Origin of the sequence: Pseudomonas solani, from assembly GCF_026072635.1 — a bacterium.
GTDB lineage: Bacteria > Pseudomonadota > Gammaproteobacteria > Pseudomonadales > Pseudomonadaceae > Metapseudomonas > Metapseudomonas solani.
On sequence record NZ_AP023081.1, the window covers coordinates 4488547 to 4503812 of the forward strand.

Sequence of the window (15266 nt, forward strand, 5' to 3'; positions counted from 1 at the left end):
CCTGAATGGAAAAACCATGGACAAGCTCGGTGCCATCGCCATGTTCGTCGCCACCGCCGAACAGGGCAGCTTCAGCCGTGCCGCCGAGCAACTGGGCAAGACTCCCTCGGCCCTGACCAAGGCCGTCAGCCACCTGGAGGCCGAGCTGGGCGCGCGCCTGTTCGAGCGCAGCACCCGGCGCATCGTCCTCACCGAAGCGGGGCGCCTCTACCTGGACACCGCGCGCCAGCTGCTGCAGCGCCTGCACGACGTCGGCGAAGAAATCGGCCAGCTGCAGCACGGCTTGCAGGGCAGCCTGCGGATGACCGCGCCCCTGGCCTTCAGCCGCGCCTTTCTCGATGACGTCTGCGCCGGCTTCCTCGCCGCCTACCCGCAGATCAGCCTGCGGGTGGACCTCTGCGACGCCTTCGTCGACCTGGTGGAGGCCGGTTACGACCTGGCCCTGCGCGAAGGGCAGAGCGACCTGCCGGGGCTCATCGCCCGGGTCGTCGGGCGCAACCGCCTGGCCCTCTGCGCCAGCCCCGCCTACCTGGCGCGCAAGGGCGTGCCGACGCTCGATGACCTCGAGCGCCATGACTGGCTGGCCTACCGCCACCCGGCGCTGAGCCGGCAGTACTGGTGGGTGGAGTGCGACGGCCAGCGCACGCGCCTGGCCCAGCCTGCTGCGCCGCGCCTGGAGAGCGACAACTACGACCTGCTGCTGGCCAATGCCCTGGCCGGTGTTGGCGTGCTGCACACCCCGTTGTGGAGCGCGGCCCCCTACATCGCCGACGGCCGCCTGGTGCGCCTGCTGCCCGACCACGAGATCGACCCGGACGCCTTCGGTGACCAGATCCTCGCCGTCTACCCCAGCCATCGCCGGGCCACCGGCAAGGTGCTGGCGTTCATCGATTACCTGGCGACGTTCCTCGCTGCACGGGGCCTGGCCTGAGCCTGTGACCGGCCGGTCGCAAGCGGTCCGGCCGGGGCCGATGCAGCGGGAGCTTTTTTTCGGCGCGGGCTGTGGCTAAGCTCCGTCTTCCGAATTCCCAGCTGAGTGTTCCCCATGGCGCAGCAATGGCCGGCCGCAGATATCGCGCGACTGATCCTCGATGGTTTCGACGACTACCGTGAACATTTCCGTCAGATCACCGACGGCGCCCGTGCCCGCTTCGAGCAGGCGCAATGGCAGGAGATCCAGCAGGCGGCCGCCGCGCGGATCGCCCTCTACGAAGAAAAGGTCAGCGAAGTCAGCGAGCGCCTGCGCAGCGCTTTCGATGAAGAGGTGCTGCTGGACGTGCAGCTCTGGCCGCTGGTCAAGAGCGCCTACATCAAGCTGATCGACCTGCGCTTCGACGACGAACTCTCGGAAACCTGGTTCAACTCGATCTTCTGCGGCCTGTTCAGCCATGACCAGATCAGCGACGGCTGCATGTTCATCCACACCACGCGGCCGTCCCTGCGCGCCCATGAGCGTGCCCCGCAGACCCGCAGCTACCACCCGCGCGGCGACCTCAAGGCGGCGCTGCTGCAGGTCCTCGACGACTACCGCTTCGCCGTGCCCTTCGACGACCTGGACCGTGACCTCGAACGCCTGGTCGCCCAGCTGCGCGACAGCCTGCCGGACTGGGTGATCAAGGACCCGGAGCTGTGCGTCGAGCTGTTCTCCTCCACCCTCTACCGCAACAAGGGCGCCTACCTGGTGGGCCGCATCTATACCCGCGACGAGCAGTGGCCGCTGGTCATCCCGCTGCTGCACCGTGAGGGCAAGGGCATCCAGGTGGACGCGCTGATCACCGACGAAGCCGACGTCTCGATCATCTTCTCCTTCACCCGTTCCTACTTCATGGTGGACGTGCCGGTGCCGGCGGAGTTCGTCAGCTTCCTCAAGCGCATCCTGCCGGGCAAGCACATCGCCGAGCTGTACACCTCCATCGGCTTCTACAAGCACGGCAAGTCGGAGTTCTACCGCGCCCTGATCAACCACCTGGCCAACACCGACGACCGCTTCATCATGGCGCCGGGCGTGCGCGGCATGGTCATGAGCGTGTTCACGCTGCCGGGCTTCAACACCGTGTTCAAGATCATCAAGGACCGCTTCTCGCCGTCGAAGAACGTCGACCGCAACACCGTGATCGAGAAGTACCGCCTGGTGAAGAGCGTCGACCGCGTCGGGCGCATGGCCGATACCCAGGAGTTCGCCGACTTCCGCTTCCCCAAGGCCAAGTTCGAGCCCGAATGCCTGGCCGAGCTGCTGGAGGTGGCACCCTCCACCGTCGAGCTGGAAGGCGACACCGTGCTCATCCGCCACTGCTGGACCGAGCGCCGCATGACCCCGCTGAACATCTACCTGGAAAGTGCCAGCGAACCCCAGGTGCGCGAGGCGCTGGACGACTACGGCCTGGCCATCAAGCAACTGGCCGCCGCCAACATCTTCCCCGGCGACATGCTGCTGAAGAACTTCGGCGTCACCCGCCACGGCCGCGTGGTGTTCTACGACTACGACGAGATCAGCTACCTCACCGAGGTCAACTTCCGCTTCATCCCGCCGCCGCGCTACCCCGAGGACGAGATGTCCTCCGAGCCCTGGTACTCGGTGGCCCCGCACGACGTGTTCCCCGAGGAGTTCCCGCGCTTCCTGTTCGCCGATCTCGGCCAGCGCAAGCTGTTCAACCAGCTGCACGGCGACCTCTATGACGCCGACTACTGGAAGAGCCTCCAGGACGCCATCCGCGCCGGCAAGGTGATCGACGTCTTCCCCTACCGGCGCAAGGAACGCCCGGACGCCATCCAGTGATGGCCTGAAGGCCATGGGCGACCCGCTGTTCTCCCGGGCCACCTGGCTCAACTCGCTGCACATGTCGACGCTCACCGTGGCCTGCCTCGGTGAGCGCGGCATCGACGCCGCCAGCCTGCTGGAAGGCAGCGGCATCACCGAGGACGACCTGCGCGCCCTGCAACGGCTGATCAACCCCGGGCAGGAGCAGCAGGTGTTCGCCAACGCCCTGCGCCTCGCCGACACCCCGGCGCTGGGGCTGGAACTGGGCCAGCGCACGCGCATCTCCGCCTACGGCCTGCTGGGCTACGCGCTGCTCTCGGCGCCCACCCTGGGCGAGGCCCTGCGTATCGGCCTGGGCTACCCGGTGCTGCTGGGCACCTACTTCCACCTGCGCCTGGTGGAGGAGGGCGACCTGGCCTGGCTGCTGGCCAGCGGCTACGGCGAACGCGAGGTGCTCAAGCCCTTCAACACCGAACTCTGCCTCGGCTCGCTGCGGGTGACCTGTGCCGACCTGCTCGGCCAGCCGCTGCCGGTGGCCGCGCTGGAGCTGGACTACCCTGAGCCACCCGGCGCCGCGCCGCTCTACCGCCAGGCCTTCGACCGCGCCCCGCGCTTCGGCCGCGCGCGCAGCGGCTTCGGCTTCCCCCGTGAATGGCTGGAACGTCCGCTGCCCCTGGCCGACCCGGTCACCCACCGGGAAATGCTCGAACAGTGCCGCCGGCAGAATGCCGAATTCGCCACCCGCCGCGCCTGGCTGGAGCGCGTGCGCGACCTGCTCGCCCAGCGCCTGGCTGCGCCGCCGGGGCTGGAGGAGCTGGCCCGCGCCATGAACTGCTCCGCCCGCAGCCTGCGCCGCCACCTGGCCCAGCAGCAGACCAGCTACCAGCAACTGCTCGACGACCTGCGCTTCGCCCGCGCCAAGGAACTGCTGCAGCAGGGCGAGCTGCCCATCTACCGCATCGCCGAAGAACTCGGCTTCAGCGAAACCGCCAGCCTGCGCCATGCCTTCCAGCGCTGGAGCGGCCAACCCCCCAGCCAGTTCCGCGGCTGAGCCCCGGCACAGACCACCCGGGGGTGTAGGGTGGATGGCGCTTCTCCCATCCACCAAGCGGAGCCCCCAATCGCGCTGAATCCACCAGTATGTAGAGTGGGCCGGGCGGCGCTCCGCTTCAGCCCACCGCTTCTGTATCCCGACCCCAGACATTGCCCGTCGGGTTGCACCCGACCTACAAGGGCGCGGCGTTGCGAGCCGATCGTCCCCGTGTTCCCCGTGGACACCGCCGGTGGATGAAAAGAGCGCCATCCACCCTGCGTATCGATCGGCGCCGAGCGCAGCCCGTAGTTTTTGTAGGATGGGTAGAGCCCCGCGAAACCCATCATTGCGCGGCTGCAAGCGGGCAAGACATTGCGCCGGCCTGTCGCATCGGCAGCATGGGTTTCGCTTCGCTCTACCCATCCTACGAGTTACACCGCGGCCAGTCAGATTGGCCATTTCGATCCCCTATTGGCCGCCCGTCCCCCTGCGCAAGGGGCCACGATCGGCCACAGAATCCATCCACCAATAACAAGATGAGGTTCCCGGCATGCTGACCGTGTACAGCGACGACCACCGTCTCCATTTCGGCCAGTCCGAACTGGTGGATGGCAAGCTCCAGCCCTGCTTCGAGATGCCCAGCCGCGCGGATACCGTGCTGGCGCGGGTGCGCCATCAGTCGCTGGGGGAGGTGATCGAGCCCCGTGACTTCGGCCTGGAACCCATCCTGCGGGTGCACGACGCCGCCTACGTGGACTTCCTCAAGGGCGCCTGGGCGCGCTGGGCCGCCGAAGGCCACAGCTGCGACATGCTGCCGAGCACCTTCCCCGCGCGCCGCCTGCGCCGCGACGGCCCCATCCCCACCGCCTTGCACGGTCAGCTCGGCCACTACTGCTTCGACACCGAGGCGCCCATCACCGCCGGTACCTGGCAGGCCGTGTACAGCTCGGCGCAGGTCGCGCTCACCGCCCAGGACCACATGCGCAACGGATCCACCAGCGCCTTCGCCCTGTGCCGCCCGCCGGGCCACCACGCCGGCAGCGACTTCATGGGCGGCTACTGCTTCTTCAACAACGCCGCCATCGCCACCCAGGCCTTTATCGACCAGGGCGCGCGCCGCGTGGCCATCCTCGATGTCGACTACCACCACGGCAACGGCACCCAGGAGCTGTTCTACAGCCGCGACGACGTGCTCTTCGCCTCCATCCACGGCGACCCGCTGGTGGAATACCCCTACTACCTGGGCCACGCCGACGAACGCGGCGAGGGCGCCGGCGCCGGCTGCAACCACAACTACCCGCTGCCCCACGGCACCGGCTGGGACGGCTGGGCCGCCGCCCTGGAGGACGCCTGCCGCAAGATCGCCGCCTACGCGCCGGACGCGCTGGTGATCTCCCTCGGCGTCGACACCTACAAGGACGACCCCATCTCCCAGTTCAAGCTGGACTCGCCCGACTACCTGGCCATGGGCCGGCGCATCGCCGCCCTCGGCCTGCCCACGCTCTTCATCATGGAAGGCGGCTACGCGGTTGAGGCCATCGGGGTGAACGCCGTCAACGTGCTGCAAGGCTATGAAGAGGTGGCCCGATGAACGCCCGCCATCTCGTCGCCCTGGCGCTGCTGGGCGCTTCCCTCAACGCCGCCGCCGAGCCGGTGGTGCGCATCTACAACTGGTTCGACTACATCGCCCCGGACACCCTGGAGAACTTCCGCAAGGACAGCGGCATCACCCCCAAGTACGACGTCTACGACAGCAACGAGGTGCTGGAGGCCAAGCTGCTCTCCGGCCATTCCGGCTACGACCTGGTGGTGCCCAGCGACGGCTTCCTGCCCAACTACATGAAGGCCGGCGTATTCCAGCCCCTGGACAAGAGCAAGCTGCCCAACTGGAAGAACCTCAACCCGGCGCTGCTCAAGGTGCTGGCCGCCAAGGACCCGGGCAACCAGTACGTGATGCCCTACATGTGGGGCACCAACGGCATCGCCTACAACCTCGACAAGGTGCGCGCGGTGCTCGGCGAGAACGCGCCGGTGGATTCCTGGGAGCTGATCTTCAACCCCGACAACCTGGCCAAGCTCAAGCAGTGCGGCGTGGCCTTCCTCGACTCGCCCACCGAGGTGATCCCCGAGGTGCTGCACTACCTGGGCCTGCCGCCCAACAGCCGCAACCCCGAGGACTACGCCAAGGCCGAGGAACTGCTCACCCGCCTGCGCCCGAGCGTCACCTACTTCAGCTCCTCGAAGTTCGTCAGCGACCTGGCCAACGGCGAGATCTGCGTGGCCCTGGCCTGGTCCGGCGGCGCCATGCAGGCCGCCGCCCGCGCCGAGGAAGCCGGCAACGGGGTGAAGGTGGAGTACCGCATTCCCAAGGAAGGCACCGCCGCCTGGTTCGACGTGCTGGCCATCCCCAGGGACGCGCAGAACGTCGAGCAGGCCCACGCCTTCCTCAACTACCTGCTGCGCCCGGAAGTGGTGGCGCCCATCTCCGACCACGTGGCCTACGCCAACCCCAACCAGGCGGCGGACGGGTTGATCTCGCCCACCTTGCGCGACAACCCCAACGTCTACCCGCCGGCGGAGGTGCAGGCCAAGCTGTTCTCGGTGGAGATGCTGCCGCCCAAGCTGGAACGCATCCGTACCCGCACCTGGACCAAGATCAAGACCGGTACCTAATGCGCTCGCTCCCATGCCCGTAGGATGGCGTAGAGCGAAGCGAAACCCATCACTGCTGCAGGTGATGGGGTGCAACGAAGAAGGGCCGCACTGCGGCCCTTTTCCATTTGCGATTCCAAAATGAAATGCTATGTTATGTAGCGTTTCGTATATGGATCGATTGCCATGGGTATCGTCAAGATTTCCGATGTACTGCACGAAGAGGCGCGCATCGCCTGCCGCGCCATGTCCCGCTCCATCAACGCCCAGGCCGAGCACTGGATGCGCATCGGCATGCTCGCCGAAGCCCAGCCGGAGCTGACCTACGCCGACATCATCAAGCGCCTGATGGAGGAGGCCCGCGAGCTGGAACTCTCCGCCGCGCCGCCGGTGGAGGCGGTGGAGTGAGCAAGGTCACCCTCAAGAACGCCGCCGAGGTCGAGCGCATGGTCGTCGCCGGCCGCCTGGCCGCGCGGGTGCTGGAGGCGCTGGATGACTTCATCGTCCCCGGCGTTACCACTGCGCAGATCGACGCCTTCGCCGAGCGCTATATAGTCGAAACCCTGCAGGCCATCCCCGGCAGCAAGGGCCAGTACGGCTACCCCTTCACCGTCAACACCTCGGTCAACCAGGTGGTCTGCCATGGCTGGCCTTCGGCGGAGGAGGTGTTGCAGGAGGGCGACATCGTCAATGTCGACGTCACGGTGATCAAGGACGGCTTCTACGGCGATACCAGCAAGATGTACTGCCTCGGCACCATCAGCGACGACGCCCGGCGCCTGGTGCACACCACCCAGCAGTGCCTCTACGACGCCATCCGCCTGGTGCGCCCCGGTGCCACGCTGGGCGACATCGGCCACGCCATCCAGAGCCGTGCCGAGGAGGCGGGCTACTCGGTGGTGATCGAGTACTGCGGTCACGGCATCGGCCGGCAGATGCACGAAAGCCCGCAGGTGGTCCACGTCGGCCATCCCGGCACGGGCCTGCGCCTGCAGCCGGGCATGACCTTCACCATCGAACCGATGATCAACCAGGGCCGCCGCAGCGTCCGCACCCTCGCCGACGGCTGGACCGTCATCACCCGCGACGGCAGCCTCTCGGCCCAGTTCGAGCACACCATCCTCGTCACCGAAACCGGCTACCGCGTGCTCACCCTGCGCGAGGAAGAGCGCGACGCCTTCCCAGCGACGCCGTAGCAGGCAACCTGTAGCCCGGGCTTCAGCCCGGGAGCGCGCTGCGCAAAGCGGGGCTGGTCGGTACCTTGTGGGCGCGCAACCGCATGGGTTTCGCTTCGCTCTACGCCATCCTACGAAGCGTGCATAGGAGCCTTTGTAGGATGGGGAGAGCTCTGCGAAACCCATCGATGCGGATCAGCCGGTTATCACTCGCTTACCCCCGGCACGCCGCCACGGTTTCCACCTTCACCTCTTCCCGCGCCTTGAGCATCAAGCCACCCGCCAGCAGCAGGGCGCCGGCGGCGAGCAGCAGGGCGGGGCGCAGGCCACCGCTGAAGTGGCTGCTCAGGGCCGCCAGCAGCGGGCCGCCGAGCTGGCCCAAGGCGAAGCCGGCGGTGAGCAGGCCGACATTGCGGGCGTGGCCCAGCGGGTCGATCTCCCGGGCCCGCTGCATCACCAGCAGCATGCTGGCGAGGAAGGGCCCACCGCAGAAGATCACCCCCAGCGCCAGCCCGGCCATGCCTGGGAACAGGCAGGCCAGCACCCCCAGCGCCTGCAGCCAGAGCGCGCCCACCAGCCAGCGGCCGGTGTTGCCGGAACCCGGGCGGCGCAGGCTTACCAGCAGCACGCCGAGGGTGGCGACCAGGCCGAAGGCGGGCCAGAACAGGTCGGCCAGCCACTGGCCGTGGAACTGCGCGGCGGCCATCTGCGAAAGGAAGGTGGCGGGGATGATGTAGCCGATGCCCACCAGCGAGTACGCCACCAGCAGCGGGTAGAAGGCCTTCGGGCGCGGGCCCGCCTGCTGCGGCGCGGTATCGGCGCGGGCCTGCGGGCGCGGTAGCAGCGGGTGGATGGCTGCGGTCAGCACCAGCGCGGTGACGCCATACAGCAGCCAGGCGCTGGACGAACCCTGGCCCAGCAGGTTGAGCGCCAGGGCCATCAGCCCGGTGGCCACCACGCCCAGGCTCGGCCCGGTGAAGATCAGCCCGGCCAGGCGTGGTCGACCGGCCTGCACCGCCACCTGGGCGGCCAGGGCGGTGAGCACCACCAGCACCCAGGCGCTGGCCACGCCGGCGGCGAAGCGCAGCGCCACATGGGGCCAGAAGCCGAATGCCCAGGCGGATGCGAGGGTGATGGCGACGCCGGCCCAGAGCCCACCGAACAGGCGGCGCCGTGCCTGCTCGGGCGCGGTGGCGCGCAGGGCATCGAGGGCACCCACCAGGTAGCCGAGGTAGTTGGCGGCGGCGATCAGCCCGGCGCCGGTGAGGTCGACCTGGCCTTCGGCGATCAGGTGCGGCAGCTGCGGGGTGAGCGAGAAGCGCCCCACGCCCATGGCGACGAACAGGGCGAGGATGCTGGCGAGGATGCGGATGATGGGCGACATGGCGGCCTCCGGGGTGACGATGGAAGCCATGCTAGGGTTTTGACTTGTTCAGCTAAAACGAATAATAAAGAACAACTTGTTCAACTAAAGAGAATGCTTGCCATGGAACTCAGTCAGCTGCGCATCTTCCAGGCGGTCGCCGAGGAAGGCTCCATCGCCAAGGCCGCGGTGCGCATGAGCCGCGTGCCGTCGAACCTGTCCACGCGCTTGCGCCAGCTGGAGGAAGCCCTGGGCGTGGATCTGTTCCTGCGCGAGCGCCAGCGCCTGCAGCTGTCCGCCGCGGGCAAGGTGCTGCTGGGCTATGCCGAGCGCATGTTCAAGCTGCAGGCCGAGGCGGAGGCGGCGATCAAGGGCGGCGAGCCGGCGGGCGACTTCGTCATCGGCTCCATGTACAGCACCGCCGCCATCCACCTGCCGGGGATGCTGGCGCGCTTCCACCGGGCCTGGCCGGCGGTCAACCTGCAGGTGCAGACGCTGCCCAGCGGCGAGCTGATCGAGGGCCTGGTCAGCGGCAAGCTGGACGCGGCGCTGGTGGACGGCCCCATGGACTACGCCGAGCTGGACGGCCTGCCGCTGTTCGAGGAGACCCTGGTGCTCATCACCAGCCTCGGCCACGCCCCGGTGGCCTCGGCGGCGGATGTGCTGGGCGAGGCGGTATACAGCTTCCGCCCGCGCTGTTCCTACCGCAAACGCATCGAAAGCTGGTTCGCCGCCGCGCGGGTGCCCATGGGGCAGATCATGGAAATCGAGTCCTACCACAGCATGCTCGCCTGCGTGGTCGCCGGTGGCGGCGTGGCGCTGATGCCGTTGTCCATGCTGCAGACCCTGCCCGGCCGCGAAGCGGTGGCGGTGCATCACCTGGCCGAACCCTTCGACCACACCACCACCTGGCTGATGTGGCGCAAGGGCATGCTCGGCGCCAACCTCAAGGCCTGGATCGAGGTGATGGACGTAGAGCCCATGCAACCCGCGTAACCATTGCCTGCAGGTGCGAATTTATTTGAGCGTGGGAAACCACGTCCTTAGGGCGTGTTCATAAGTCATCGGCTCTGCCTGTGGCGATTTGAATTGAGAACCCAGCAGGATGAACGCGTGCCGTAGGGTGTGCCGTGCGCACTTCCGCGAGGTGCTTCCGGCGAGTCCGAGGTGCGCGCAGCACACCCTACGTCTGGAGTGAGTGGCGGCTGCATGTTCCGAGGTCTGATGCGCCCCTTCCAGGGAGCAAAAAGCAAAGCCACGTTCTAAGAACGTGGATTTTTACTCGCCCAGCGGCGCCAGATCGTGGGAGCGGATTCATCCGCGATAAGACCCGCCCCTTGCACGTGGCTCGACACCCAGCATTGGGCCTCGCTGCGCTCGGCGCCAACCTACGGTGAGTTGATCGCGGGACTACGCCACGCTCCCCTGGAAGCTCTGCCGCCACGCCGAGGGCGAGACGCCGAAGGCGCGGCCGAAGTGGTGGCGCAGGGAGACGGGCGAACCGAAGCCGGCGAGGGTGGCGATTTTCTCCACGCTCTGGTCGGTGCTCTCCAGCAGGCGCTGGGTCAGGGCCAGGCGCTCGGCCAGCAGCCAGTCGCCGAGGGTGCTGCCGGTGAGCTGGCGGAAGTGGCGGCTGAAGGTGCGCCGGCTCATCAGCACGCGCTGGGCCAGGCTGTCGAGGCTGTGTTCTTGCTCCAGGTTGCTGCGCACCCAGTCCAGCACGCAGGTGAGGCGGTCGTCGCGCGGGCTCGTCGGCAGGGGTTGCTCGATGAACTGCGCCTGGCCGCCCTGGCGGTGGGGCGGCACCACCAGGCGCCGGGCCACGCGGTTGGCGGTCTCGGCGCCGCAGTGCTGGCGCAGCAGGTGCAGGCAGCAGTCGATGCCGGCGGCGGTGCCGGCCGAGGTCAGCAGTTCGCCGTCTTCGAGGTAGAGCACGTCCGGGTCCAGCTGCACCTGCGGGTAGCGCTCGGCGAAGTCGCGGGCCCAGGCCCAGTGGGTAGTGGCGCGGCGGCCATCGAGCAGGCCGGCTTCGGCCAGCACGTAGGCGCCCAGGCACAGGCCGACCATCTTCGCGCCACGCGCGTGGGCGGCGACCAGGGCGTCCAGCAGGGCCTGCGGCGGGCGTTCATCGGGGTGGCACCAGCTCGGCACTATCACCGTGTCGGCGCTGGCGATGGCCTCCAGGCCCAGTTCGACGGCAATGGAGAAGCCCGCTGTGGTGCGCAACGGTCCCGGTTCGGCCGCGCACACGCGCAGGTCGAAGGGCGCCATCTCCGGGCAGGTCTCGCCGAATACCAGGCAGGGCACCGAGAGGTGGAAGGGGATGATGCGGTCGAACGCGACCACGACTATCACGTGTTCCTGCATGGGCGAGGGCTCCTTGGGGTTGGCCCGATATTAGCGGAAGTTGGCAGTCGGGCCACTCACCGGCTGGAGGCGGCAGGGCGAAGAATGCGCACCAACCCACCCACAACAAGGAGCTCCACCATGTCCCAGCCGAAGCGTGCGCTGATCGTCATCGATGTACAGAACGAATACGTCAGCGGCGATCTGCTGATCGAATACCCACCCGTGGACCAGTCCCTGGCCAATATCGGCCGGGCGATGGACGCCGCCACCGCCGCCGGCATCCCCGTGGTGCTGGTGCAGCACCTGGCGCCGGAGGATTCGCCGATCTTCGCCCGGGGCAGCCGTGGCGCCGAACTGCACCCGCTGGTGGCCGACCGCGCCCACGACCATCGGGTGCAGAAATCCCTGCCCAGCGCCCTGACCGGCACCGACCTGGGCCCCTGGTTGCGCGAGCGCGGCATCGACACCCTGACCATCGTCGGCTACATGACCCAGCACTGCGACGAATCCACCGCCCGCCAGGCCTGCCATGAAGGCTGGAACGTCGAGCTGCTGCACGATGCCACGGGCTCGGTGCCCTTCGCCAACGCCTTCGGCTCGGCCAGCGCCGAGGAGATCCACCGGGTGTTCACCCTGGTCTCCCACACCGGTTTCGCCGCCGTGGCCAGCACCGAGCAATGGCTCGCCGCCCTGGCCGCCGGTGAGGCGTTGCAGGCGGACGATCTCTACCTCTCCAACCAGCGGGCGGTGAAGGCACGCGGCTGACGCAGCGGCAGGCCCGTCCCGGCGCTCTGGGACGGGGCTGCCGGCCTTGCAGAAATATTCCCTGAACCCTGCTGGCAGGGCCCGGTCGATGCAGTGTGCCCCTCACACGAAAAGGACCGAGCCATGGGCGAGCCCAATCCCCTCAACGTCGTCTTCAGCCTTGCCGCCGGGCTGTTCCTGGTGATCGTCCTGGCCGGCTTCGCCCGTGCCGGGGAGCTGCCGCCAGCCGATCCGCTCCACCCGGCCGAGCACGGCGCGCTCCAGGGCTAGGCTGCGTGCCCTGGGCAGCGCCGGAAACAGCCTGTGATAAATCCACGCCATGCCCCGGGGGGAAATTTGATCCAGGGCATTTTCGCTTTAGCTCGGCAGGACTACTCTGTATTTGGCAGCGGAATCGTTCCGTTCGCCGAGGGCGGCCAACCTGTCTCGGGCCGCCCGACCAACCTTTTGATCGACTGGAGGGGCCCATGAAAGCTTGGCTGAGCCATATTGCCTGGCAGTTGTCCGTGACCCTAGGGCTGACCGAGCGTCCGCGCCTGCAACCCATCCCCGTTCGCAGCGACGAGCAACGTCGCCTGGCCGAGCAGCGTCGGCGCCGCTAGGGCGCCGGTTCCGCAGCGCCTAGCGCGCTCAGTCGTGCGCCTTGAACCAGGCGCCGATCAGCTCGCGCAGGCGCTCCCCGGAAAAACTCGGGAAATGCCCGCCATGCACGGTGCGAACCGGAAGGTCGCGCAACCGTGCGAGGCTCTTCGCGTAGTCATCCAGATTCGAGTGGTAGGCGTCCTCGATCAGCGGCCCGTCATAGACGATATCGCCGCTGAACAGGGTGCCGGTCCGCTCTTCCCACAGGCTGATGCCGCCGGGTGAATGCCCGGGGGTGTGCAGCACTTCGAGCGTCCTGTCCCCCAGGTCCAGCACATCGCCTTCCTCGATCAGCCGCGTGGCCGGCGCCGCCTTGACGCGGTACTCGGCGTAGCACAGCGGGCAGTCCGGGTGCGCTTCGAACATCTCGTCGCCGACAAAGGCGAGGGCCAGGGTGTTGTCGCCGTCCGGTGCGGCGAGGATGTCCGCCTCGGCGGGGTGCACCAGGCGTTCGTCGAACTCGTGGTGCCCGGCGATATGGTCGAAGTGGGTATGGCTGGCCACCGCCAGCAGCGGCCGCTCGGTGAGCCAGGGCAGCTGCTCGCGCAGGCTCACCAGGCCGGAGCCCGAATCCACCAGCACATCGCGGTCGCGGCCCTGCACGTGCCACAGGTTGCAGCGGTAGAAGGGGCGCACATAGGGCTCGCTGATCAGGCTCACGCCGTCGTAGAGATGCTCGACCTCGAACCAGCGGTCTCGGCTGACGATCTTCATCGGGGGCTCCCTTGTTGTGGTTGTGGGGGCAGCATACCTGTCCGGTGCGGGCCATGGCGGTGGCGTTTCCAGCATGGGCCTGTGCCGCACCCTGCTCCTCCTGGTGGAGGTAAAGAGCGACCTCCACCCGACTGTGGGAGCGGATTCATTCGCGAAACGCCCCCGCACGTAGCCCGGGCTTCAGCCCGGGAGCCCGGTTTCACGGCGCAAAGGGCGCGGCCTCGGCCACCTCGATGATCAGCGGTCGGTCGGCCGGGGCGTTGCGCAGCAGTTCCTGCAGGTGCGCATGGTCGCGGGCCTTCTCCGCCTGGCAGCCGAAGCCGCGTGCGATGGCGATGAAGTCCGGGGTGTAGATGTCCACGCCCAGCGGGGTAATGTCGCGGCGTTCCATGTAGCGCTTGATCTCGCCGTAGCCCTGGTTGTTCCACAGCAGCACGATGACGCCGACCCGCGCCTCCACGGCGCTGGCCAGTTCCGGCAGGGTGAACTGGATGCCGCCGTCGCCCATCAGGCTGATCACCGGGCGGCCCGGTTCGGCCAGCTTGGCGCCGATGGCCGCCGGCAGGCCGTAGCCCAGGGTGCCGTAGCCAGTGGAGGCGTTGAACCAGCGGCGCGGGCCGTCCAGCTCCACCAGGTGGTTGCCGCTGTACACGGTCTGGGTCGAGTCGCCGACGAAGCGGGCGTTCGGCAGGGTCTCGAGGATGCAGTCGAACAGCTGGCGGTAATGGGCCCAGCCGGAGAAGTCCTCGGCCAGTTGGGCGCGCACCCCGGCGGCGCGCTGGGCGCCCGGGCTGCTGGTGCTGGCTTCGCGCGCCGGCAGCTCGGCCAGCAGCACGCGCATGGCCAGGCGGGCGTCGCTGTGGATGGCCAGGGCCGGGGCGTGGTTGCGTACCAGCTGCTGCGGGTCGATGTCGATGCGGATCAGCGCGCCGCCGATGCGGAAGTTGCCGTCGAACACCACGTCATAGTCGGTTTCGCCCAGCTCGGTGCCGATGGCCAGCACCACGTCGGCCTCCAGGGCCAGTTGGCGCACCGGAACCAGCGACTGGTTGCTGCCCACCAGCAGCGGGTGGTCGGGTTGCAGCAGGCCCTTGGCGTTGATGGTCAGCGCGGTGGGGGCGTCCAGCGCGGTGGCCAGGGCGCGGGCCTCCGCCTGGGCCTCGACGCAGCCGCCGCCGAGCAGCAGCAGCGGGCGCTTGGCGTTGCGCAGGCGGCTGGCGGCCTCGCGCAACTGGGCCATGGCCGGGGCCGGGCGCGAGAGGGCAGGGCGGGGCTGCACCTGCAGGTGCTCGGCGGGCGCGGTGATGATGTCCAGCGGCAGCTCGATGTGCACCGGGCGTGGGCGCTGGCTGTCGAACACGGCGAAGGCGCGGGCCAGCACGGCCGGCAGCTCCTCGACGTTCATCAGGGTGTGGCTGAAGGCGGCGACGCCGGCCACCAGGGCGCGCTGGTTGGGCAGCTCGTGCAGGTAGCCGTTGCCCAGCCCCAGGCGCGAACGCTCGTTGACGCTGGAGATCACCAGCATGGGGATGGAGTCGGCGTAGGCCTGGCCCATGGCGGTGGTGATGTTGGTCATGCCCGGGCCGGTGATGATGAAGCACACGCCCGGCTTGCCGGAGACGCGCGCGTAGCCGTCGGCCATGAAGCCGGCGCCCTGTTCGTGGCGCGGGGTGATGTGGCGGATGCCGCTGCCGGGCAGGCCGCGATACAGCTCGACGGTGTGCACGCCGGGGATGCCGAACACGGTGTCGACGCCCCAGGCTTGCAGTTGCTTGACGAGGAATTCACCGCAGGTGGTCATGGCAGGTTCCTTGC

General features: G+C 68.3%; 15 protein-coding genes. 11 read left to right on the forward strand and 4 right to left on the reverse strand.

Annotated elements, in window-relative coordinates; genetic code table 11:
- Positions 1–16: 16 nt before the first annotated feature.
- The 7 genes from PSm6_RS20440 (at position 17) to map (ending at position 7639) form a co-directional block, all read left to right on the forward strand.
- The gene (locus tag PSm6_RS20440) at positions 17–931 is read left to right on the forward strand and encodes a LysR family transcriptional regulator (RefSeq protein WP_021221534.1); all 915 of its coding nucleotides are present in this window, start codon (positions 17–19) and stop codon (positions 929–931) included.
- Positions 932–1045: 114 nt separating this feature from the next.
- Positions 1046–2776, forward strand: a complete 1731-nt coding sequence (aceK, locus tag PSm6_RS20445; protein WP_265168075.1) for a bifunctional isocitrate dehydrogenase kinase/phosphatase — start codon at positions 1046–1048, stop codon at positions 2774–2776.
- Positions 2777–2789: 13 nt separating this feature from the next.
- The gene (locus PSm6_RS20450; RefSeq protein ID WP_265168076.1) at positions 2790–3809 is read left to right on the forward strand and encodes an AraC family transcriptional regulator; all 1020 of its coding nucleotides are present in this window, start codon (positions 2790–2792) and stop codon (positions 3807–3809) included.
- Between the two features lie 532 nt (positions 3810–4341).
- Positions 4342–5382, forward strand: a complete 1041-nt coding sequence (locus PSm6_RS20455; protein ID WP_265168077.1) for a histone deacetylase family protein — start codon at positions 4342–4344, stop codon at positions 5380–5382.
- The gene (locus PSm6_RS20460) at positions 5379–6464 is read left to right on the forward strand and encodes an extracellular solute-binding protein (RefSeq protein WP_265168078.1); all 1086 of its coding nucleotides are present in this window, start codon (positions 5379–5381) and stop codon (positions 6462–6464) included. The genes PSm6_RS20455 and PSm6_RS20460 overlap by 4 nt, the downstream gene beginning before the upstream one ends.
- A 165-nt stretch (positions 6465–6629) precedes the next feature.
- A complete protein-coding gene (locus tag PSm6_RS20465) occupies positions 6630–6851 on the forward strand; it encodes a ParD-like family protein (protein WP_021221539.1) in 222 nt (73 codons plus the stop codon).
- Positions 6848–7639, forward strand: coding sequence for a type I methionyl aminopeptidase (map, locus tag PSm6_RS20470; protein WP_081711618.1), 792 nt, complete (start codon positions 6848–6850; stop codon positions 7637–7639). The genes PSm6_RS20465 and map overlap by 4 nt, the downstream gene beginning before the upstream one ends.
- A gap of 193 nt (positions 7640–7832) precedes the next feature.
- On the opposite strand, the gene PSm6_RS20475 is transcribed toward map, so the two are convergent.
- Complete coding sequence (locus tag PSm6_RS20475; protein WP_265168080.1) at positions 7833–9002, reverse strand: YbfB/YjiJ family MFS transporter; 1170 nt, start codon at positions 9000–9002, stop codon at positions 7833–7835.
- Between the two features lie 102 nt (positions 9003–9104).
- Between PSm6_RS20475 and ptrR the strand changes: the two genes are divergently transcribed.
- Positions 9105–9977: a putrescine utilization regulator PtrR gene (ptrR, locus tag PSm6_RS20480; RefSeq protein ID WP_265168081.1), complete on the forward strand. Its 873-nt coding sequence runs from the start codon at positions 9105–9107 to the stop codon at positions 9975–9977.
- Positions 9978–10391: 414 nt separating this feature from the next.
- Here ptrR and PSm6_RS20485 read toward each other — a convergent pair whose 3' ends face one another.
- The gene (locus PSm6_RS20485) at positions 10392–11348 is read right to left on the reverse strand and encodes a GlxA family transcriptional regulator (RefSeq protein ID WP_265168082.1); all 957 of its coding nucleotides are present in this window, start codon (positions 11346–11348) and stop codon (positions 10392–10394) included.
- Between the two features lie 120 nt (positions 11349–11468).
- Between PSm6_RS20485 and PSm6_RS20490 the strand changes: the two genes are divergently transcribed.
- From PSm6_RS20490 to PSm6_RS20500, 3 genes are all read left to right on the forward strand, one after another.
- A complete protein-coding gene (locus PSm6_RS20490; RefSeq protein ID WP_265168083.1) occupies positions 11469–12095 on the forward strand; it encodes a cysteine hydrolase family protein in 627 nt (208 codons plus the stop codon).
- A 123-nt stretch (positions 12096–12218) separates the two neighbouring features.
- Positions 12219–12365, forward strand: coding sequence for a hypothetical protein (locus PSm6_RS20495; protein WP_021222824.1), 147 nt, complete (start codon positions 12219–12221; stop codon positions 12363–12365).
- Between the two features lie 197 nt (positions 12366–12562).
- The gene (locus PSm6_RS20500; RefSeq protein WP_021222823.1) at positions 12563–12697 is read left to right on the forward strand and encodes a PA1414 family protein; all 135 of its coding nucleotides are present in this window, start codon (positions 12563–12565) and stop codon (positions 12695–12697) included.
- Positions 12698–12725: 28 nt separating this feature from the next.
- On the opposite strand, the gene PSm6_RS20505 is transcribed toward PSm6_RS20500, so the two are convergent.
- Entirely contained in the window at positions 12726–13451 is a 726-nt protein-coding gene (locus PSm6_RS20505) for an MBL fold metallo-hydrolase (RefSeq protein WP_021222822.1), read from the reverse strand.
- 199 nt (positions 13452–13650) lie between these two features.
- A complete protein-coding gene (locus PSm6_RS20510) occupies positions 13651–15252 on the reverse strand; it encodes a 5-guanidino-2-oxopentanoate decarboxylase (RefSeq protein WP_021222821.1) in 1602 nt (533 codons plus the stop codon).
- Between the last annotated feature and the right edge of the window lie 14 nt (positions 15253–15266).